Source organism: Janibacter hoylei PVAS-1, assembly GCF_000297495.1.
Taxonomy (GTDB): domain Bacteria; phylum Actinomycetota; class Actinomycetes; order Actinomycetales; family Dermatophilaceae; genus Janibacter; species Janibacter hoylei.
This window is the reverse complement of record NZ_ALWX01000025.1, coordinates 1-19,590: the sequence shown is the minus strand read 5'-3', so window position 1 is coordinate 19,590 and position 19,590 is coordinate 1. Positions and strand designations below refer to the sequence as shown.

The following is a 19,590-nucleotide window of genomic DNA, read 5'->3' as shown; positions in this document are numbered from 1 at the left end:
CAGCGTGATGTCTCCCCGTCGCAGTGGAGCACTCTGGTTCGAGCCGGTCATTGCTCGAACCAGAGTGCTCCGTGCTGCCGTCGTACCGTCGGCCTATGACTGTGTGACCATAACGATCGTCCGTGACGGCGGCGCGGTCTTGGTCGGTGAGTTCGGGAAGCAACTAGTCAATGCCGGTGACGTGATCCTGCTCGGTCCGAACACGCTGTGCGGTGGTGAGCCCGAAGGCCGTATCACGATGACGACAATCTATGCCGACACCGACTATGTGGTCGATCAAGTGTTCTGGCAGTACGTCGGGATGCTGCAAGATCGTCTCGATGCGCAGGTTTTTTACGCCGCCACCTATGTTGAGCCCGCCCAGATTCTTCGACTCGGCGAGGATCGGGCGGAGTCGTTAACGCCGTGGCTGGACGAACTGGTCGCGCTAAGTATCGAAGGCCGGCCAGTGGAGAACTTCTACCGAATGCAGGCGCTCTGGTTCTCGATCACGCACGTCATCGCCCCCTTCATCAAGACCTCTCCGATCCGAACATCCTCAACGCAGCAAGCGACAACGTGGCCCACGTTGCCTCGGCATCGCCGGTTCACCCCGCTGCGCATGGAGGCGCGGAGAGCCGCGGAACTGCTGCGCGCGGACATTGAGCGCCGTTGGTCGGTGTCGGACCTTGCCGATGAAGTCCATTTGTCTAAGTCGCAGATGGGGCGGGTGTTTGTGGAAGCGTACGGCAAGTCGCCCATCGCTTACCTAACAATGCTCCGCACAGAACGGATGGCTCATCTTCTCCGCACTACCGACCGGCCACTTTCCGCTATTGCTCGCGAAGTCGGCTGGCGTGATTCAGACTTCGCTGCGCGACAGTTTCGCCGCGGTATCGGCGTCACGCCAAATCAGTACCGGAGCATCGAACATGCTAAGTCTGCTCGATTGGTAGTCGGGTGACGTGCGGCCACAGGTGCTCATTCACAGACTCGGCGTCCGCCGCCCGACAGCCACAGGCCGTATCTGCTCCGTCGTGGTGCCCTCGATCGTGGCGGCGCGGGCGCGGTTCAGGGCGGCGCGGGCGCGGATCGCGTCAATCTTCTGGCTGGTGCTCTCCGGGTCGGGGCCGAACGGGGTGCGGTCGTCGGTGATGCCGTAGCGGTCTCGGTATGCGGCGATGGTGCGGGCGGCGCGCCACCATGCCGCCTGCTGCTTCTTGTCCTTCGGTGCCTGGCCGAGGCTGGCCGTCCACGGTTCCTTCTCGGTGAGCGCGGTACGGAGTATGGCGTCGGCGCGGGCCTCGATCAGCTCGCGGCGCTCGTCCAGGGCTTGGCGCATGTCCTCGGCCATCTGCCCGCCGGCGTGCGGGATGAGCCCGACGATCAACCGCGGGGGCTTGCGTGTGCGTCCCGATCCGGCAGGCCGGACGGTGGCACGAGCGACGCGGGCGTGAAGGACGGAGGCGATGTCGTCGGCATCGCGCAGGCCCCGCGCGGCCACCAGCTTGGGCAGCAGCACGTCGAGGTCGTGGTGGTTGGCCTCGGCGTGGCGCAGCTCGGCCGACAGAGCACCGTAGGCGTCGGAGGCGAGCACGTCTTCGACCTGCTCGACAGTGAGGCCGGAGGCTTGCAGGAAGGTGGCCCAGCGGTCGTGCTGCGCGGCTTGCGCGATCGTGTCGTACTCGGCTGCGAGCTGCGCGATCGAGCCCCAGCGGTCTTGCTCGGCGGCGATCGTCTCGTGCGCCGACAGCTCCGCGCCGATGTGCTGCAACACGCCGTAGAGGATCGAGCGGGCGGTGACGTTCGGGTTGTCGCCGGGACGCGGCACCGCGTGCTCGGCGTCCTCACGGTCGACGGCGACGTAGGCGTGGTTGTTGGTGGCGCCGCGGGTCATGGAGACGTAGCAGTTCTCCCGCGTCGTGGTGGCGGTGACGACCGCGTGCGCGGTGTCGGTGGTCACGCCTTGGGCACGGTGCGCGGTGATCGCATAACCGAGGTCCAGGTGCTCGGCCACATAGTCGGCCGGCAGCACGATCCCGCCGCCGAACCTGCGCCCGGCAGGGCGGATGCTGACCGACCCGTCCTCACGGACCCCGGTGACGATCCATCTGGAGCCGTTGCGGACCCACGTTCGGCCGTTGCGGAGCCGCCGGTCGTTCTCGCGGGTGATGACCAGATCACCGTCCGAGACCGCGGTACCGTCGTGCAGGGCGAGTTCGCGGGTCGGGTTCACGGCGCCGTCGATGATCCGATCCGCCCGCGCCCTGGCGTTCAGCTCGGTGACGGTCGCGTGCGTCTCGGTCACGAGGATCGACGCACGCCCAGCGGCAACATCAGCCCGCCACGCGCGATAGGCGGCGTCGATCATCGCTTCCTCGTCGCCGCCGGTGATCCGGCCGTGCTCGATCAGGGTGTCGATCGCCTCGGCGCGGCCGTGGCGGAGCTGGAGCGAGGTGGTCTTCTCCCACTCGTGGGTGAAGCGGTGCAGATCGGTCAGCTCGGGGGCATCCTCACGGGCGTGCACGAGCATCGCGAAGCTCCCGCCGGCGCCCGGTGATTGGAGCTGGCCCCAGTCACCGACCAGGAGGACTTTCGCGCCCGCCTGCTCAGCCTCGTGGGTGAGCCGATCCAGCGACATGGTGCCGGCCAGACTCGCCTCGTCGATGATGATGAGCTGCCCAGCCGCGAACGTGGTCCCGTGCATGAGATGGTTCTGCCACCACTTCGCGGTGTTCTCCGTCGCGATGCCGAGGTCATCGGCGAGGACCTGCGCCGCCACAGCAGAGGGCGCGAGTCCGATCACCGACCCGTTGCCGTGTTCCTTCTCCCACGCCCTGCGGAGCCCGTTCATGGCCGTGGTCTTCCCGGCACCGGCCGGGCCGACCAGCACGTCCACGATCCGACCGGAGACTGCGATAGCTGCCAGGGCCGCGGCCTGATCCTCGCCGAGCACCCGCCCGCGTGCGTCGGGCTTTCGGGCGATCCTCTCGACCGTCTCCAACGCCACGACCGGCCCCGTGGTGGTGGACGCTCGGGCCAGGAGCCGGTCTTCGGCGGCCAGCAGGACTTCGGATGAGAACAGCGTCGAGGAGTGCGGCCGGAACCGGGAGGTGCCGTCCACGCGGCGGAACTGCAACGGACTCGACGCCAGCTCCGGCGGCGTCAACCGCAGCGAAGCGTGCTCGGCCGCGTCGACCACCAGGCCAGTGATCGCCTCCCGATCCTGCATGGTGACGAACCGCCACCCCATCAACTGCCGGGATGCCTCGGCATGCAGGTTCCAGCGGGTCCAGGTCGAACGCTTCTCACCGACCGTCTCCATCACGGTCTGCCCGACCTCACGCACCACGTCCAGCGGCACATCGTCGGCACGCAACACCCGCGGCGCCCGCGCGTTCGTCACGGTGAGGGTGCGAGCCCAGCCGTTCGCGTCCTTCCCGAGCACTCGGCTGGCGCGCTGCCGCCACTCGCGGGTGAGGTCGGCCAGCGACCGAACCTGCTTCTCCGGCCGGGTAGCGAGCGTCGCCTGTGCCCGGAGTTTCAGCACCGTCCGCGCCGAAGGCTGGCGCCCGTGCCTGGCGACGTACTCAGCGATCAGGCGATCCTTCTCGGCCTTGATGTGTCGCGACCGGGTGGAGAACTCAGTCACCAGCTCGTCGGGCACGCCCTCGATTTCCCATGCCGGGTTCCGGTCCCGGCCCCGCTCTCGCGCCTCCCACTCCACGCCGAGGACGCGGGTGAGCTGGTCCGCCAGAGCGGCGTTGTAGAGCTCGGAGACGGCTACGACGACCGAGTGCATCGGCCGGCCAGCGAGGGTTCGCCAGCGCCCGTCCTGCACGGTCAGAACCTTGTTGCTGATGACGACATGCGTGTGCAACTGCGGGTCGCCCGCGCGGCTGTCGTAGTGATCGAACGCCGCCGCCACGACGCCGGCGACATCGACGTGCGCAACCGCGCCGTCCGGGCCGGTTGCACCGACTCGGGTTGTCGCAACCTCTCGTTCGAGGAACGCAACCAGCTCTGCAACCGCCGCATGGTGGGCGTCTGCGATCAAGGCTTGGGTGCCCGCGTCTGCAACCGCCCAGATCGTGGAGACGGATTTCGGCACGGAGACGGTGAAGTCATAGCCCGCCACGGCGCGGCGGGTTCCGCGCTCAGCCTCCTCCGCTTCGATCGCGGCTACTTGTTGAGCTCGAGCGGCCGGCCCCAGTTCGGGGTCGAGGGCGTCGACGCGCTGCGTGATCCGCTCCGCGACCGACGCGAACTGCTGGTAGGCGCGGCCCAGCGGATCGCCCGTGATCGGGTCATGGCCCATCCCGATCAACAGCGCGAGCTGGGCTTCTGCGACCTGGGCTCCCTCGACCAGCTCGCCGTGCCCGAGCCGGCCAAGTCCCGAGCCCATCCAGAAGCCGGGCGGCGTTCCTGCCTCTGCGTAATACCGAGTCAGCGGCGTGGACAGCGAGCGGTCGCCATCGCCCGCGGCGATGGACTTCAGTAGGTACTTGTACCCATCGCCCGCGCTCATCACACGCATCGAAACCGTCACCTCGGCTGCCCCTTCCGCTAACCGCTCGGAGAGCAGGTGATCCCGCAAGCCCGGTCGCATCAGATGCGACTCGGGACCCTCGCGCCTCGTCTGAAAGACGTGTGGCAGCTCAGAGACGGGGCGAGCCAAGGGCGGCGGCAGGCCGTCGCAAGGTCGTTCGAGTTGGAGACGGGAGGTGCGGCGAGCACTTGGCGGGTAACCAGCCCGGCATCGAGTTCACGATCGGACTCGGCCGGGGATCACCGATCTGCCGGAGTCCTCATGCGCCTGCCGAACGACGAGACCCAGGGCCGTCGTCTACGGATCGGGTCACTGTTCTCTGGCTACGGCGGACTCGACCTTGCCGTCGAGGAAGTGTTCGACGGCGAGACGGTGTGGTTCTCAGAGTTGAGCCCGGCGCCGGCGCGGGTGTTCGCCTATCACTGGCCGGGCGTGCCGAACCTGGGCGACATCACGACGATCGACTGGAACGCGGTCGAGCCCGTCGATGTGATCTGCGGTGGGTTCCCCTGCCAGGACGTGTCCACCGTGGGACGCATGGCCGGCCTGCACCCTGGCACCCGCTCGGGGTTGTGGGCGCGCATGGCCGAGGCGATCGACGTGCTGCAACCGGAGTGGGTCGTCGCCGAGAACGTGCGCGGGCTGCTTTCGGCTACCGCGACGCGCCCGACACCGGAAGGAGAGGACCCTGATGGACGCAACCCCGCCTCTGCAACCCCCGAGCCCGCAACCGCAATCGAGGGGGGCGGCCGTTCGCGGTGTGGAATCCGACCCGTGGCATCTGGGAGACCAGCCAGCTCGACCTCTACGGGCTCTTGGCGCCGTACTCGGCGATCTGGCCGACCTCGGGTACGACGCGCGCTGGCTCGGCCTACCCGCTTCCGACATCGGCGCACCCCACACCCGCTTTCGCATCTTCATCCTCGCCCGCCGCGCTGTTCCGCACGCCGCTGGCCTCCGACGCCGCCCGCGGCGGGGAGAGCCTGGAACGAGTACGCGCGCGGCGCGGCACGATCGCCCTGTCCCATCAGGTCATCGACCTGGCGCTGAACGGGCCGGACGGTTCGCGGCCGCATCGGGATCCGGAGCTTCTGTGGCCGCTGATCGGGCAGCTCTTCGACGCTGGGGACGTTACGCCCTGGCAATCCGACGATGGGAACACCTCACCGGACGAGGCGCCCCCTCACCAGCCCTCGTAACGGACGAGGGGCAGTGCCGGCCCGCGCCGCGCTTCGTGGAATGGCTGATGGGCCTACCGGACGGATGGGTGACCGATCCCAACCTCGGACTCACCCCGCCAGAACAGCTCACCGCACTCGGCAACGGAGTCGTACCCGCCCAAGCAGCGCACGCGCTCCGCGCCCTTCTAGCGATCGCGTAGCTAGGCGGAGGGCACGTCGGCTTCGTGCGGTAGGGTGGTCGTATGCATTTGTACTTCCTGTGACGGCTGAGTAGGCCCACCGCGCTCGTTGAGTAATCCGAGACTGCGGCGGCCGCTCGTTTCTGACCCTTCCTGGGTCGCCGTCATTTGCGTACCTATCTGCCTGTCTGTGGCTGGTGGTGCGTCGTCTCGAAGGACTTCAATGCTTACCCCGACGAACCGTCATCCGGCGCGCCATCGCGCGCAACTCATCACTTCCGACGTGTCTTTGATGCGCGGAGCCACACCCGTTCTCCATCATGTAGACCTCACCCTCACTTCCTCATCGCGTGTCGCGATCGTGGGAGAGAACGGGCGAGGGAAATCGACCCTCCTGCAGGTTCTCGCTGGCGTCCTGGTCCCGGACAGCGGAACAGTCCAGCGCATCGGCACGATCGCTGTGGCCGAGCAAGAGATGACCGCCGCTGACAGTCGAACTGTTGGGCAGGCGGTCGCAGAGGCGATCGCCGAACCACTGGCCGCGTTGGCGGCGCTCGACGCGGCCGCTCTCGCTCTCGCGGACAACAAGGACCGGACGGAGGAGCAGTACGCGGCCGCGTTGGAACATGCCGAAGCGCTCGATGCGTGGGATGCCGAACGGCGCGTGCAGATCGCGCTCGAAGCACTCGACGCGGAGACGGACTCGACCAGGCTTCTCACAGACCTCTCGGTGGGACAGCGTTATCGGGTACGGCTGGCGTGCCTCCTGGGCGCCGATCACGACTTCCTCCTGCTTGATGAGCCCACCAACCACCTCGACCGAAGCGGGCTCGAGTTCCTGACCGCGCAGCTCCGAGCGCGGAGCGGGGGTGTTGTCGTCGTCAGCCACGATCGCGCGCTGCTGTCCGACATCGCGGAGACCATCGTCGACCTGGACCCGACGCCGGACGATCGGCCGCGCGTGTACGGGAACGGCTATGCCGGCTACCGGGAGGGACGTCTGGCCGAGCGGGAACGCTGGGAACAGGACTATGACCGCCAGCAGGCCGAGCATGCTCGGCTACAGGACAGTCTCAGCGCAGCGCAGAACCGACTCGTCTCGGGGTGGAGACCAGAGAAGGGCACCAACAAGCATGGGCGCGCCACCCGGGCCGGCGGGCTTGTGCAGAACGTTCACCGACGCCAGGAAGCACTCGAAGCCCACGCCGTCACCGTGCCGGAACCGCCTCAGCTCTTCCGGTTCCCCGAACTCCCCACACGAACTGGCGCGGTTCTCCTCAGCGTCGATCACGTCAGCGTCGCCGGGCGGTTGAGCCAGCCAGTGTCGTTCTCACTCTCCCACCGCGGCCGTCTCGTTGTGACCGGCCCGAACGGTGCCGGCAAGTCCACACTGCTGGGCGTGGTCGGTGGTGAGCTATCGCCGGACACCGGAGCGGTTCGGATGCCTCGGAGCACGCGCCTCGGCTTTCTCCATCAGGAGACGACCCTGCCGCCTGATCGGAGAGCGAGCGAGGTGTACGCCACGCACGTCGGCGCGCTCGTGTCCGAAGGCACCTTGCGGGAATCGGATGCGATCGGCCTCTCTCAGCTTGGTCTCCTTCGCCCGCGCGAGGCGGGCAAACGAGTGGGCGAGCTCTCGATGGGGCAGCAGCGCCGGCTCGATCTGGCACTCGTGCTCGCGATGCGCCCGCATGTGCTCCTCCTGGACGAACCCACCAACCACCTTTCAATCGCGCTCGTTGACGAACTCACCGACGCGCTCGGAGCGACTGCAGCGGCGGTCGTCCTGTCAACGCACGACCGGCAGCTGCTCCGTGACGTTTACGAATGGCCGAGCCTCGAACTGACTTCGATGATCGAAGGCGAGGCGCTGGTATGAGCGAGAAGAACCTCAACCGGATACGTGCCCTGCGGCCACTGGCTTCGCGGGACTATCGGCTCCTGTTCGCCGCAGTCGGCATCGAGGTCTTCGGCACCGGGATGTGGACCATCGTGATGGTCTTCCAAGTCCTCGCGCTCGATGACAGCCCGCTCGCGCTCTCAGCGGTCGCGACAGGGATGAGCTTGGGCTTGTTCGCCTTCTCGATCCTGGGTGGCGTTGTCGCCGATCGGTTCTCCAAACGCCGCATCATCATCACCGTGCAGGGATGCACCGCGGCCGTGATGACCGTGGTGGCAGTGCTGTCCCTCACCGGGACGATCGAACTGTGGCACGTCGGCGTCGCCTCCTTCGCGATGGGCGCAGGAAGCGCGTTCTTCTACCCCGCCTACAGCGCGTATCTGCCCCAGGTGCTTCCGCCTGAGCAGCTCCTCGCCGCGAACGGGCTCGAAGGCGCTCTCCGACCCTCAATGGGGCAGGGTCTGGGTCCCGCCCTCGGCGGAATCTTCGTCGGCATGTTCTTTCCCGCCATCGGGGCCGTGATCGTCGCAGCGTCGTACGCGATCGCGTTCATCCTCACTCTGTTCCTCAGTCGGCGCGACGAACTGATCACGGTCACTTCTCCGGAGCAGCGCACGAGCGTGTGGGGCGACCTTCGAGCAGGCGTGAACTATGTGGCTCGCACTCGCTGGTTGCTCTGGACTCTGATCTTCGGCTCCTCTCTCGCCCTCATCATCCAGGGACCGATCGAAGTGCTGCTGCCGTTCATCACCCGCGACAGGTTCGAGGACGCCGAATCGACGTTCGGTTTCCTCCTTGCCGCATTCGGCATCGGCGGGGCGATCGGCTCACTCGTTGTGTCATCTCTGAAACTGCCGCGCCGCTACCTCACATTCATGATCGCCTGCTGGGGCGGCGGAACCCTCCCCCTTGCGGTCATCGGCGTCGCCGACAACCTGATTCTGATGCTCTCAGCACTGTTCATCGTCGGCGCGGCGACCGGAGCCGGTGTCGTCATCTGGGGAACCCTGCTGCAACGTCTGGTGCCGCTCGACATGATCGGCCGAGTCGCGAGCCTCGACTTCTTCGTCTCGATCGCCTTCATGCCGGTCTCGATCGCCATCGCAGGCCCGCTCTCACTGCTCGTGCCTATCCCCGTGATCTTCATCATCGCCGGCATCGCGCCACCCGCCCTTGCGCTGATCGCTCTGCTGGCGGGACGGATGCGCGAAAGCGAGATGGAACGCTCACTGGACGAACGCTGAGACGCGACTGTCCGGGTCAAGAACATGTTGGGATTCGAGGCAGACGAACAAGGCCTGCGCTCACCCATCACGGCATTGACCCGTACCGAGCATCGTCCGATCGGTCCGGTGGCATATGACTGCATCAAGATTGTCATCGTCCGCTCTGGGTCCGCGGTGCTGTTCAGTGAGTTCGGACAGCGACCCGTCTGTATTGGCGATGTTGTCGTGCTCGGCGCGAACGTCCTGTGCGGGAGTGAGCCAGAAGGCCACGTCACGACGACCACCGTCTTCGCGAACACCGATTACCTGGTGGACCAGGTGTTCTGGCAGTACGTCGGCTTTCTGCAAGATCGACTTGAAGCACAGGACTTCTTTGCGACGACTTATGCCGAGCCAGCCCAGGTTCTCCGACTTGGTGAGGACCGGGCGGGGATGTTGATGCCGTGGCTGGACGAGCTGGTCGCGCTGAGTGTTGAGGATCGCCCGGTCGCGAACTTTCATCGGGTGCAGGCGTTGTGGTTCTCGATCGCTCACGTCCTGACTCCGTTCGTCACGACGACACCGGTGCGCGAGTCCTCCACGCAGCGCGCGACGACGTGGCCTGCTCCGCCCAGGCGACGGGGATTCGCGCCGTTGCGGGCCGAGGCGCGGAGGGTCGCCGAGCTGCTGCGGTCGGACCCGGTGCGTCGGTGGTCGGTGACGGACCTGGCGCGCGAGGTGCATCTGTCGAAGTCGCAGCTTGGTCGTGTGTTCGTGGAGGCGTACGGGAAGTCGCCGATCGCGTATCTGACGATGTTGCGGGCGGAGCGGATGGCGGGTCTTCTACGCACGACGGACACGCCGATCGCGGTGGTTGCTCGTGAGGTGGGGTGGAGTGATCCTGATTTCGCGGCGCGTCAGTTCCGTCGTAGCGTCGGTGTGACGCCGAGCCGCTACCGGGCGATCGCCCGCTCGCGTGCCACCCCGTCGTCCGGGTGAAACGCGCATCGAGCCGGGTCATATCCGCAGGATCGCGGGCCGCGGCCCCACGGCTTTCGGGGGTTCCGGTAGTCCGGTAGGGACTCGTCGGGTTCATCGCGGAGCCTGGCGGTCGCCAGTCTCGTTTCCGTCGTCCGCCTTGTCTTCCTGATCCGCCCGGCGTACCTCGTGGTCGCAACGGCTGCTCCCACTCGGGGCGGCCACGGCGGAGGGAGGTCCTGCGATGGCGATGAGGAGCGAGACGCGGGAAGCGAAGCTCGAAGCTCTCGAAGAACGCATCGTGCGCTCGGTCGAGGAGCTGGTCTCAGGTGAGGACTGGCGGCGGGCGATGGAGTTCGCCGCGCGGTTCCGATCGCGCTCATTCAACAACACGCTGCTGATCTGGGCTCAGCACCTGGAAGCCTACGAGCAGGGCCGGGTGCCATCCCCGACGCCGACATGGGTGGCCGGGTTCCAGGACTGGAAGAAGATGGGCCGCTGGGCCGAGGCCGGCGGCGGCTATGAGATTCGCGCCCCGGTCCGAGTGCGTTTCGCCACGGCCACGCCGAAGGACCCGGCCTCGTGGCGACGCCTGACGAAGGGCGAGAAGCCGCGCCCGGGTGAGGTCGTGCAACGGCGGATCGTCAGCGTCGTCCCCGCTCATGTGTGGGATGTGTCCCGGACCCACGGTGCCGACCTGCCGGAACTGCCAAGCCCGAAGCTGCTGAGAGGCGAGGCGCCCGCCGGGCTGTGGGAGGGGCTGGCCGGGCAGGTCGAGTCGCTGGGATTCGAGGTGCTGCGGATACCCGACGCCGACGCGATCCGCGGCGCGAACGGCATGACCGACTACGAGACCCGCCAGGTCCTGGTGCGGACCGACATGGATCCGGCCGCGCAGGTGAAGACCCTCGCGCACGAACTGGGCCATGTGCGTCTGCATGGGCCGAACCAGCAGGACGCGCGCCAGCATCGCGGGATCGGTGAGGTCGAGGCCGAGTCGGTGGCGCTGATGATCGCCGCAGCGCATGGCATGGACACCAGCGACTACACGATCCCCTACGTCGCTGGGTGGGCCGCGAACGTCGACGGCACGGACCCGGTGCAGGTCATCCGCGACACCGGCGAGAAGGTCCGCCGCACCGCGACCGAGGTCCTGGGCCAGCTCGACACGATCCAGCTCGGCAACGGCAACCCGACCTCACTGCGACTCGACCGACCCGAAGTCGAACAGTCTGGACCTGCGCGGGCGCCGGAGGCGGGACCGGGGGCCGAGCCGTTGCCGGTGCGTGAGCCGCGGACGGTGCAGGCGGTGCCGGAGCGGGGGCTGTGATGGTCGCCCCCTCGGCGTTCGCCGCCGTGTTCGACCGGCTCGACGGTCTGCCGTTGCCGGTTGCAGCACGCGAGCTGGCACGGGCCGGGGTGGCCGTGTTCCCGTGCGTGCCGGGCGAGAAGACCCCGATCGTCGCGTCCGGTTTCCGGCGCGCGACAACCGACCCGCACCAGGTCGCGCAGTGGTGGCGGTGGCAGCCGAGCGCGAACATCGGCATCCCGACCGGCGCCGTCTCGGGTCTGGTCGTGATCGACGTGGACGTGCACGGCGTCGACGGGTACGCGGCATATGCGCGGGCGGCTCGCGCGGGTCTGATCCCGGCGCCGCTGGCGACGGTGACCACGCCCACCGGGGGTCGGCATGCCTACTTCCCGGCCGTCCCGGCCCGGGTGCAGCGGTCGTGGGCGGTCGGCAAGGCCGGCGTGGATTGCCGCGGGGACGGAGGCTACGTCATCGCGCCCCCCTCGACGCTGCGACTGGAGGCTACTTCGGTCTCGTACCGGGTCGAGCAAGTGGCCGCCGGTGCGGTCGCGCCGGTGGATGCGGTGCGGCTACGTGACTTCCTCGATCCGCCACCGCCACGTCGCCCGGGGCGGGAAGGCGGGCAGGCGTCGGGGCGGGAGAACGCGGACCGGCTGGCGGCGTGGCTGTCCCGGCAGATCAAGGGCGATCGGAACTACAAGCTGTTCTGGGCCGCGTGCCGCCTGGCTGAGGGGAACGTGCCGGTCTCCGATGCCCTGGATGCGCTGGTGCGTGCCGAGCAGCCCGACTTCGCCGAGCGGGAGATCACCCGCACCGTCTACAGCGCCTACCGCAGCGTCAACGCGGGAGCCGCCCGCCGAGAACGCTCCGCCTCAGCGAGCACGCCGGCGGGTGGGTTCGCTCGACGCGACCCCGGGTCGTGGGCGGGCGCGGTGAGGGGCCTGGGATGAACAGGGTGCCGGGGGCGGAGCTGGGCCGTGGTCACTTCCGTTGCTGGGACGGTGTTCATCGCCACCGGAGCGTTCTGGCTGTCCTTCACCGCGCTGGCTGACCTGGCCCGCCGCTCCGGGATAGGGGCGGGGCAAGCGTGGGCGTGGCCGCTGATCGTCGATGGCGTGATCGTGGTGTCCACGGTCGCCGTGGTCGCGCTCGCCGGTGAGAAGGCGGCCTGGTATCCGTGGACGCTGCTGATCGGCGGCGCGGCGGTGTCGGTGACGGCGAACTCCCTGCATGCGGTCGTCGCCGCGGACGCCGACGTGCCAGGCCCGCTCGCGGCTGCAGTCGCCGCGGTGCCGCCCGTGGTGCTGCTGGCGATCACCCATCTGACCGTCGTTCTGACCCGCGCTGCCGCCCGTCCCGCCGAACCGCCAGAGACAGCGGGTGAGGTGCCGCCCGCCACGGTCACCGTGGCAGGCATCGAGCCCGAACGACCCGCACCCCCGCCTGCCACGCCCGGCCCCTTCGAGGCGGGTGAGGACGCTGGTTCGGATCGTCGGGCGCAGGCGGCGCAGCTACGGGAGCGGGAGTGGTCGAACAAGGCCATCGCCCGACACCTGGGGGTGCATCCCTCGACAGTCGGCCGGTGGCTGCCCCGCCCCGAGCGTCCCGACGCTCACCACAGCCATGAGGCCGGCCCGCCCGGGTCCGAGCCCATAAGGGAAGGAGTCACGCCATGAGTGACCAGGACCAGACGAACCCGGCCGAGCAGTACCGACGGCATCGCGTGCCGGACGACGCCCCACGAACACCGACCGCGCCGACCGAGGATGCGGAGGCGACGAGGACGCCGGACGCGATCAGGGACGCCGCATCCCGCCGGGCCGCGAAGGAGAAGCTGGCGCAGGTACGGGGCCGGGGCGTGGACTGGGTGCGCCCGACCGACCTGTTCGCCCGCGCCGGCGGGGCGCTGTCGCGCGGCGGCATCGACCTCGCCGCCGCGGGGAGCCGCCGTCTGCGCGCCCCGATCGAGAAGGGCGCGCAGAGGGCGAGCGAACGTGCCCGGCATCTGCCGCCGGTGTCGGCGTTCGGGCGTCGCGGCGGCACCGACCGAGCCCAGGTCCGCTCCGGGGTCGGGATGCGGTAGCCGGGAGCGGTGATCAGTGGTGGACGCCTGGCTGGCGGAGGTCAGACCCGCAGGGACCTGCGGGCGCACCTGCCCGCCAGGAGGTGCCCCAACCATGACCGACGACACCAAGACCACCGGCACGACGAACAGCGGCGAACGGGCGGAGGATTACCGCAGCAGCGAGGGGCTGCGCGCGCTGCTGCACCGGCTCCACGCCGCGGGTCGTGGCGCGTGGGAGCAGGACCCCGTGGCGGGTGAGCTGATGGCGTTCGCGGCCGAGAAGTACGCGGCCCTGGCGCACAAGCACCGGCTCGACCCGTGGGAGGCCGCGTCAGCGGCGTTCGACGTGATGCGCAGCAAGGCCGCCCGCACCGCCGATGACCCGTGGGCGGTGGTCACTCACGCGGTGCGGATCACCTGCATCGCCGAGGAACGCGGCCAAGGGCTGCTGTGCTCGACCCACCAGGCGCGCCGGCCCCGCTACTCGGTGTTCCACGACCCCGAACGGCTCTCCGACCGGGAGAACCCGCTGGACGACTACCACCCCGCCTTCCAGATCACCGACCCGCACGACACCACCGGGCACGGCGAGGAACACGGTGACGAGGCAGGGCGGGACGGGTCGGAACCGACGTCGGCGACCGCGGCGGTCGAGGATGCGATCACGCTGCTGGTGCTGCTGGGCTGGCCTGCGGGGACCGCGCGGGCGGCGGTGGAGCATGTCTGCGGGACGCTGACCCGGGTCGGGAACCGGCACACCGCCTACGAGACGCTGCGGCGTGACAAGCACGCCCGCGCGTTGCTCGACATGCCGGGCCGGACCTGGGCGGTGCTGCTGCGTGCGCTGCTGGGCAGCCCCGCGGCGGAACTCGCGACGACCGGCGCCGGACGGGGCATCCTGCTGCGGCTGCTGATCGGTGAGACGCTCCCGGTGCTTTTGCGCGACGACGACCTCGTGCTCACCCTGTCGCTGGCGGCACCCGGCACGAACGCGCGCGGCACCGACACGTCGCGAGGTGCCAGATGAGTACCCCGGACGGGCGGATCGAGCTGGAGCGGACGGTGGACTCCATCACCGTCGGTCGCCGGCACCGCACCGACCTGGGCGACCTCGACGCTCTGGCGGCGTCGATCGAGCGGGAGGACCTGTTGCAGCCGCCGACGATCACCCCGGACGGGACGCTGGTGTGCGGGGGCGCGGCGGCTCGCGGCGATCAAGCAGCTCGGGCACCGCCGCGTCAGCGTGTGGGTGCGCTCGGGCATCTCGGACCGGCTCGGTCATCTGCTCGCTGAACAGGACGACAACCAGCTCCACAAGTCCCTCACCCCGATCGAGGCGGCCGGGCTGTACCGGGAGATCAAGGAACTCATCGCCGAGGACGCCGCCCGCAGGAAGGCGGCCACCCAGTTCCAGGACGGCCACGAGCCCGGGAAGCATGGTCCCGCCGATTCGGCGGGACCACCAGCCCCCGGCCCGCTCGGCGATGCCCGCGCGCAAGCAGCGCGGATGGTGACCGGCTCGTTGTCCTACACGCGGCTGGAGCAGATCGGGTTCCTGCAACGCCTGACCGACGACCCTTCCGTCTCTGAGGCGCTGCGCGGCCAGGCCCGCGACGGGCTGGCGCGGATCGAGGCCGGCGCGCCGGTCATCCCGATCCTCCAGCGTCTCCGGGACGCACACTCCGACACCGGCGCTGAGCGGGACCGGCGGCTGCACGAGCTGGCCGACGAAGCACTCGCCCGCGTCCATACCACCCGGCGCGGCAAGGCTCCGAAACGGGCCGTATCCGAGGCGCGACCCGCTGACGGGGACGCGGGTCCGGCACGGTTCTCGGTGCGCGCGTTCGTGCTGACCTGGGGCGGGCTGGACGCGTGGTGGACGCACTACGACGTGGACGAACTGGCGACGGACCTGACCGACGAGCAGATCGAGGTGTTCTTCGCCGCCGTCGAAGGCACGATGGCCTTCGCTGACCGGCTCCGCACCGCCCGCACCGCGACCCAGCCCGACCAGCCGCTGCTACGCGCACTCTGAACTACTCCGGGTCCCGGTGTGTCACGGGCGGGCGCACCTGGCGGGTATGAAGACGAATCTCGCATCCTGGTCCCGTGGCCGGCTGATCGCCGTGATCGCCGCCGGGCTCGCCCTGCTGCTCCTCGTCGGTGTCGGCGTCTACGGGCTCCTCACCGGCCCACGACCACCCCGTGACGGCGCACCCGCACCGGCGCCGACCGTCACCGCGCTCGACGAGACCGGCCCGGCGGCGCCGGGGCCACCGCGAGTGTTGCCCTCGCACGACCCGGATCAGTTCGCCCGCAACGTCGCGGAAGCGCTGTTCGGGTGGGACACCGGCTCCGGGCTGATGCCGCTGGACTACTCCGCCGGAATCTTGGAGGTCGGCGACCCCTCCGGCACCGAGCAGGCCGGACTCGGCTCGGACATCGCCGCCTACCTGCCCTCCCGTGAGACGTGGATCGAGCTGCGCCAGTACGCCACCACCCAGCGCCTGGTCATCGACCGCTCGTTCGTACCGGAGGCATGGGATCAGGCGGTCGAGCAAGCCCAGCCCGGCCAGCTCGCGCCTGGTGCCACCGCGGTCACGATCGAGGGCACCCGCCACCGCGCGGGCGTCTGGAACGGCGAACCGGTCACGGCTGAGCAGTCGGTGTCGTTCACGGTGTTCCTGGCCTGCCCGCCGCCGGCGCCGCAGTTCCGCACCGGCCTGTGTCATCTGCTGCGCCTGTCCCAGCTCGACAACCCGCTCCGATAGCCACCGGGTCCTGCCGTGTTGAAGAAGCTCACCGCCGCCATCCTCGCGCTGCTGCTGCTCGGCCCCATGCTGGGGCTGGTCGGCATCGGCGTGCTGATGAATCCCGCCGCCGCGAACTGCGCGACTCCCGGCGGATCGGTGACCGTCGGGACGGTCCCGGAGTCGCTGACGGTCACGACCGCGAACGGTGAGACGTTCACCCTGAACCGGCAGCAGCTCACGCACGCGGCCACCATCATCACGATCGGCGGCGGGATCGAGGGCGTCGGCCGGCCCGGCATCACGATCGCGCTGATGGCCGCGCTGGCCGAGAGCACGCTGCGGCAGTTGGCGAACACCGGCGCCTACCCCGACAGCGGGAACTACCCCAACGACGGCAACGGCTCGGATCACGACTCGCTCGGCCTGTTCCAGATGCGACCGCAATCCGGGTGGGGCACCGTCGCGGAGCTGATGGACCCGAACTACCAGGCGCGGGCGTTCTTCGGCGGACCGGACGGCCCGAACTACCCGAGCCCGCGGGGGCTGCTGGACATCCCGGGCTGGCAGCAGATGGACCCCGGCGAAGCCGCCCAAGCCGTCGAAGTCAGCGCCTACCCGGACCGCTACCGCAACTACCAGCCAGTCGCCGACGCGATCCTTGATGCCCTCACCGGCGCCGCCAGCGACGGAACCGACGCATCCGGCTCGGCCGGTCCGGCGAGGTCCGCGGTCGCGGCGGGTCCGGTGGCACAGTCCGCGCGGGTGGTGTTCCCGCTGCCGGAGGGAACCTGGGTGCTCACCAGCGAGTTCGGGCCACGAGTCCACCCGATCACCGGAGAGTCGTCGTTCCACACCGGCACCGACCTCGCCGCCCCCGACGGCACCCCGATCCTCGCCGCCGCGGACGGCACCGTGACCGTCGCGGAGTTCTCCGGCGGCTACGGCGGGCTGATCGTCATCGAGCATCAGATCGACGGCCAGACGGTGGCGACCGCCTACGCCCACATGTGGGAATCCGGCCTCCACGCCTCAGCCGGTGACCGGGTGGTCGCCGGGCAGCACATCGGCGATGTCGGCAGCTCCGGCAACTCCACCGGACCGCATCTGCACTTCGAGGTCCGCCCCGGCGGCACCCACGGCGAGGCCGTCGACGCCGCCGCGTGGCTCAACGCGCACAACGCCGCCGACCTGCCCGAAGCCGCCGTCGGCACCCCCGCCGGCTGCGACACCCCCGGCGGCACCGCGGGCGAACCCGCCCCGGTCGACGGCGACCCCGACCGGCTAGTGGACGACCCCACCCGCGACGGGCAGATCACCGCCCGGATGGCGCACCTCGTGGCCCAAGCCCGCGCAGGGTTCCCCGACACCGGCTGGGCCTGCTACTCGCCCCGGCCCGGCACCACCTCCGAGCACCCGCTGGGACGCGCCTGCGACATCACCTTCGGCAACCGCATCGGGACCTATCCCACACCCGCGCAACTCGAGGACGGATGGCGGGTGACGAACTGGATGAAAGACCACGCCGAGACCCTGGGCGTGGAGTACCTGATCTGGCAGGGCCGCATCTGGTCGGTCGCCCGCGATGGGGAAGGCTGGCGCGACTACGACGGCGGCGGAAGCCACGACCCCGGTGACGTGACCGGCGGACACTTCGACCACCTCCACGTCACCGTCAAGGCCGGTGCGTGATGGACGTGTTCCCCGACTTCGACGGCCTGGCCGGGATCGGTGACCTGGAACAGGTGATCGGTGCGCTGCTCACGATCGTGCTCGTCGTCGCGGTGCTGATGATCGTCGTCTCGGCGATCTGCTGGGCGCTGGGCGCGTCGCACGGCAACCACTCGCTGGCCTCCAAGGGCCGGGTCGGGGTGCTCGTCGGGGCCGGTGCCGCCGTGCTCGCCGGTGCTGGGGTGGCGTGGGTGAACTGGCTGATCGTCCTCGGCCGCCAGCTCTGACCCCCGCGCGCAGGCAGACGCGGCCCTCAGGGGGCAACTGGCTCACCTCGCCGCTGAACCAGCCATCCGCTCAGCGAGGGAGTAACCGCCGTGATCGACATCGACCCCAACAGCTCCGGCCTGCCCGGCATCGAACAGCTCCGCGCCATCGTCGGCGCCGTGATGACGGTCGGCCTCATCCTGTCCGTCCTGGCGCTGATCGTGTCCGCGATCGTGTGGGCCTACGGCGCCAACAGCTCCAACCCGCACCTGTCCGGGCGAGGGAAGCTCGGCGTGCTGATCTCCTGCGGCGCCGCGGTGATCTGCGGCGCCGCAGTGACGCTCGTCAACTTCTTCTGGGACGTCGGCCAGGCCGTCTGAGGCCGGCCCCGACACGACAGGAGATTCACGATGGGTGTCTGCGATGTGCCGGTCATCTCGTCGGTGTGCGATGTGGCCGGGGAAGCTGCCGCGACGGTCGTGGCTGCCCCGTTCGACTGGCTCGCCCAGGCGATGGGCGGCGCGGCCGGCTGGCTGATCGAGGCGATGTGGGCGGTGTTCGACACGACCACCCTGGTCGACGTCCAAACCGATGGGTTCACCAACGTCTACAACCTGATCTTCGGCATCGGCGTGTTCCTGGTGCTGATCTTCTTCTGCCTGCAACTCATCACCGGGCTCATCAAGCGCGACCCGACCGCACTGTCTCGTGCCGCGCTCGGAGCGGCGAAGTCGGTGCTCGGCGCGTTCGTCGTGGTCACGCTGACCGCGCTCGCGCTGGAGATCGTGGACCAGCTCTGCATCGGCATCATCCAGGCATCCGGGGAGACCACCGAGACGATGGGCGACAAGATCATCCTGCTCGCCGCCGGACTGACCGGCATCAACATCGCCGCTCCCGGTGTCGGCGCGATCGTCACGATCTTCCTGGCCGGGCTGATGATCGCCGCGGTCTTCATCGTCTGGTTCTCGCTGCTGATCCGCAAGGCGCTGCTGCTGGTCGGGGTCGTGCTCGCGCCGATCGCGTTCGCCGGCGCCTCGTGGGATGCCACCAAGGGGTGGATCGGCAAGTGGGCCGCGTTCGTGATCGCTCTGATCGTGTCCAAGCTCGTGCTCGTGGTGATCTTCCTGCTGGCGATCACCCAGATCGCCACCCCCATCGAGGCGGACATCACCGCGGTCACCGAGCCGATCACCGGGATCGTGCTGATGGGAATCGCGGCCTTCGCCCCGTACATGGCCTACCGGTTCGTGTCGTTCATCGGCTTCGACCTCTACCAGCAGATGGGCACCGAGCAGGAAGCCAAGAACGCCCTCAACCGTCCCCTCCCGCTGCCCTCCAAGACCCCCGGCGGCGGCGAGCCGAAGAAGGTTCTCGATGACCCCCAGGGCGGCGACCCGGGAGGCGGAAAGGTGTCCGGCGGCGGACCAGGCGGCAGCCCGTCGCCGCGCACCCCGGCACCGGCCGCCGCCAGCGGCACCGGCAGCGCTGGCACCGCTGGTGCCGGCACCAGCGCAGGGTCCGGTGCGGCGGCAGGAGCGGGGGGCGGTGCTG

General features: G+C 69.3%; 18 protein-coding genes and 1 pseudogene. 18 read left to right on the top strand and 1 reads right to left on the bottom strand.

Translation table 11 applies throughout. The features are described from left to right. Nucleotides 1-103 precede the first annotated feature (103 nt). Nucleotides 104-943: a helix-turn-helix domain-containing protein gene (locus tag B277_RS06870; RefSeq protein WP_007926549.1), complete on the top strand. Its 840-nt coding sequence runs from the start codon at nt 104-106 to the stop codon at nt 941-943. 21 nt (nt 944-964) lie between these two features. On the opposite strand, the gene mobF is transcribed toward B277_RS06870, so the two are convergent. Continuing rightward, on the bottom strand, nt 965-4,516 hold the full coding sequence (gene mobF / locus B277_RS06865) for a MobF family relaxase (RefSeq protein WP_040881054.1): 3,552 nt from the start codon (nt 4,514-4,516) through the stop codon (nt 965-967). A gap of 75 nt (nt 4,517-4,591) precedes the next feature. On the opposite strand from mobF, the pseudogene B277_RS19825 reads away from it, so the two are divergent. The 17 genes and pseudogenes from B277_RS19825 to B277_RS06785 all read left to right on the top strand — a co-directional run. Further along, nucleotides 4,592-5,125 (top strand): annotated as a pseudogene (locus B277_RS19825) (DNA cytosine methyltransferase); the annotation flags it as partial. A 161-nt stretch (nt 5,126-5,286) separates the two neighbouring features. After that, nucleotides 5,287-5,727 carry a hypothetical protein gene (locus tag B277_RS18985; RefSeq protein ID WP_051987924.1) on the top strand — a complete coding sequence of 147 codons (441 nt, stop codon included), beginning with the start codon at nt 5,287-5,289 and terminating at the stop codon, nt 5,725-5,727. A gap of 384 nt (nt 5,728-6,111) precedes the next feature. Beyond that, entirely contained in the window at nt 6,112-7,767 is a 1,656-nt protein-coding gene (locus B277_RS06850) for an ABC-F family ATP-binding cassette domain-containing protein (RefSeq protein ID WP_007926546.1), read from the top strand. Beyond that, the gene (locus tag B277_RS06845) at nt 7,764-9,032 is read left to right on the top strand and encodes an MFS transporter (protein ID WP_007926545.1); all 1,269 of its coding nucleotides are present in this window, start codon (nt 7,764-7,766) and stop codon (nt 9,030-9,032) included. Before B277_RS06850 ends, B277_RS06845 begins: the two co-directional genes overlap by 4 nt. Before the next feature lie 24 nt (nt 9,033-9,056). After that, nucleotides 9,057-9,992: a helix-turn-helix transcriptional regulator gene (locus tag B277_RS06840; RefSeq protein WP_128277087.1), complete on the top strand. Its 936-nt coding sequence runs from the start codon at nt 9,057-9,059 to the stop codon at nt 9,990-9,992. 223 nt (nt 9,993-10,215) lie between these two features. After that, nucleotides 10,216-11,301 carry an ImmA/IrrE family metallo-endopeptidase gene (locus B277_RS06835; protein WP_007926543.1) on the top strand — a complete coding sequence of 362 codons (1,086 nt, stop codon included), beginning with the start codon at nt 10,216-10,218 and terminating at the stop codon, nt 11,299-11,301. Further along, complete coding sequence (locus tag B277_RS06830; RefSeq protein ID WP_007926541.1) at nt 11,301-12,233, top strand: bifunctional DNA primase/polymerase; 933 nt, start codon at nt 11,301-11,303, stop codon at nt 12,231-12,233. The genes B277_RS06835 and B277_RS06830 overlap by 1 nt, the downstream gene beginning before the upstream one ends. A gap of 27 nt (nt 12,234-12,260) precedes the next feature. Next, nucleotides 12,261-12,959, top strand: coding sequence for a helix-turn-helix domain-containing protein (locus B277_RS06825; protein WP_007926539.1), 699 nt, complete (start codon nt 12,261-12,263; stop codon nt 12,957-12,959). Then, nucleotides 12,956-13,366: a hypothetical protein gene (locus B277_RS06820; protein ID WP_007926537.1), complete on the top strand. Its 411-nt coding sequence runs from the start codon at nt 12,956-12,958 to the stop codon at nt 13,364-13,366. The genes B277_RS06825 and B277_RS06820 overlap by 4 nt, the downstream gene beginning before the upstream one ends. Before the next feature lie 94 nt (nt 13,367-13,460). Continuing rightward, on the top strand, nt 13,461-14,375 hold the full coding sequence (locus B277_RS06815; protein WP_007926536.1) for a hypothetical protein: 915 nt from the start codon (nt 13,461-13,463) through the stop codon (nt 14,373-14,375). After that, nucleotides 14,372-14,641 carry a ParB N-terminal domain-containing protein gene (locus B277_RS19820; RefSeq protein WP_338009741.1) on the top strand — a complete coding sequence of 90 codons (270 nt, stop codon included), beginning with the start codon at nt 14,372-14,374 and terminating at the stop codon, nt 14,639-14,641. Before B277_RS06815 ends, B277_RS19820 begins: the two co-directional genes overlap by 4 nt. Continuing rightward, the gene (locus tag B277_RS06810) at nt 14,598-15,383 is read left to right on the top strand and encodes a chromosome partitioning protein ParB (RefSeq protein ID WP_338009740.1); all 786 of its coding nucleotides are present in this window, start codon (nt 14,598-14,600) and stop codon (nt 15,381-15,383) included. The genes B277_RS19820 and B277_RS06810 overlap by 44 nt, the downstream gene beginning before the upstream one ends. A gap of 46 nt (nt 15,384-15,429) precedes the next feature. Beyond that, on the top strand, nt 15,430-16,119 hold the full coding sequence (locus B277_RS06805) for a hypothetical protein (protein WP_007926532.1): 690 nt from the start codon (nt 15,430-15,432) through the stop codon (nt 16,117-16,119). 15 nt (nt 16,120-16,134) lie between these two features. After that, nucleotides 16,135-17,790, top strand: coding sequence for a M23 family metallopeptidase (locus tag B277_RS06800; RefSeq protein ID WP_040881049.1), 1,656 nt, complete (start codon nt 16,135-16,137; stop codon nt 17,788-17,790). Continuing rightward, nucleotides 17,790-18,056 carry a DUF6112 family protein gene (locus B277_RS06795; protein ID WP_007926523.1) on the top strand — a complete coding sequence of 89 codons (267 nt, stop codon included), beginning with the start codon at nt 17,790-17,792 and terminating at the stop codon, nt 18,054-18,056. The genes B277_RS06800 and B277_RS06795 overlap by 1 nt, the downstream gene beginning before the upstream one ends. Nucleotides 18,057-18,146: 90 nt before the next feature. Next, nucleotides 18,147-18,416, top strand: a complete 270-nt coding sequence (locus tag B277_RS06790; protein WP_007926521.1) for a DUF6112 family protein — start codon at nt 18,147-18,149, stop codon at nt 18,414-18,416. A gap of 30 nt (nt 18,417-18,446) precedes the next feature. Further along, nucleotides 18,447-19,590 (top strand): hypothetical protein (locus tag B277_RS06785; protein WP_007926520.1); only part of this gene is annotated, 1,144 nt, incomplete at its 3' end.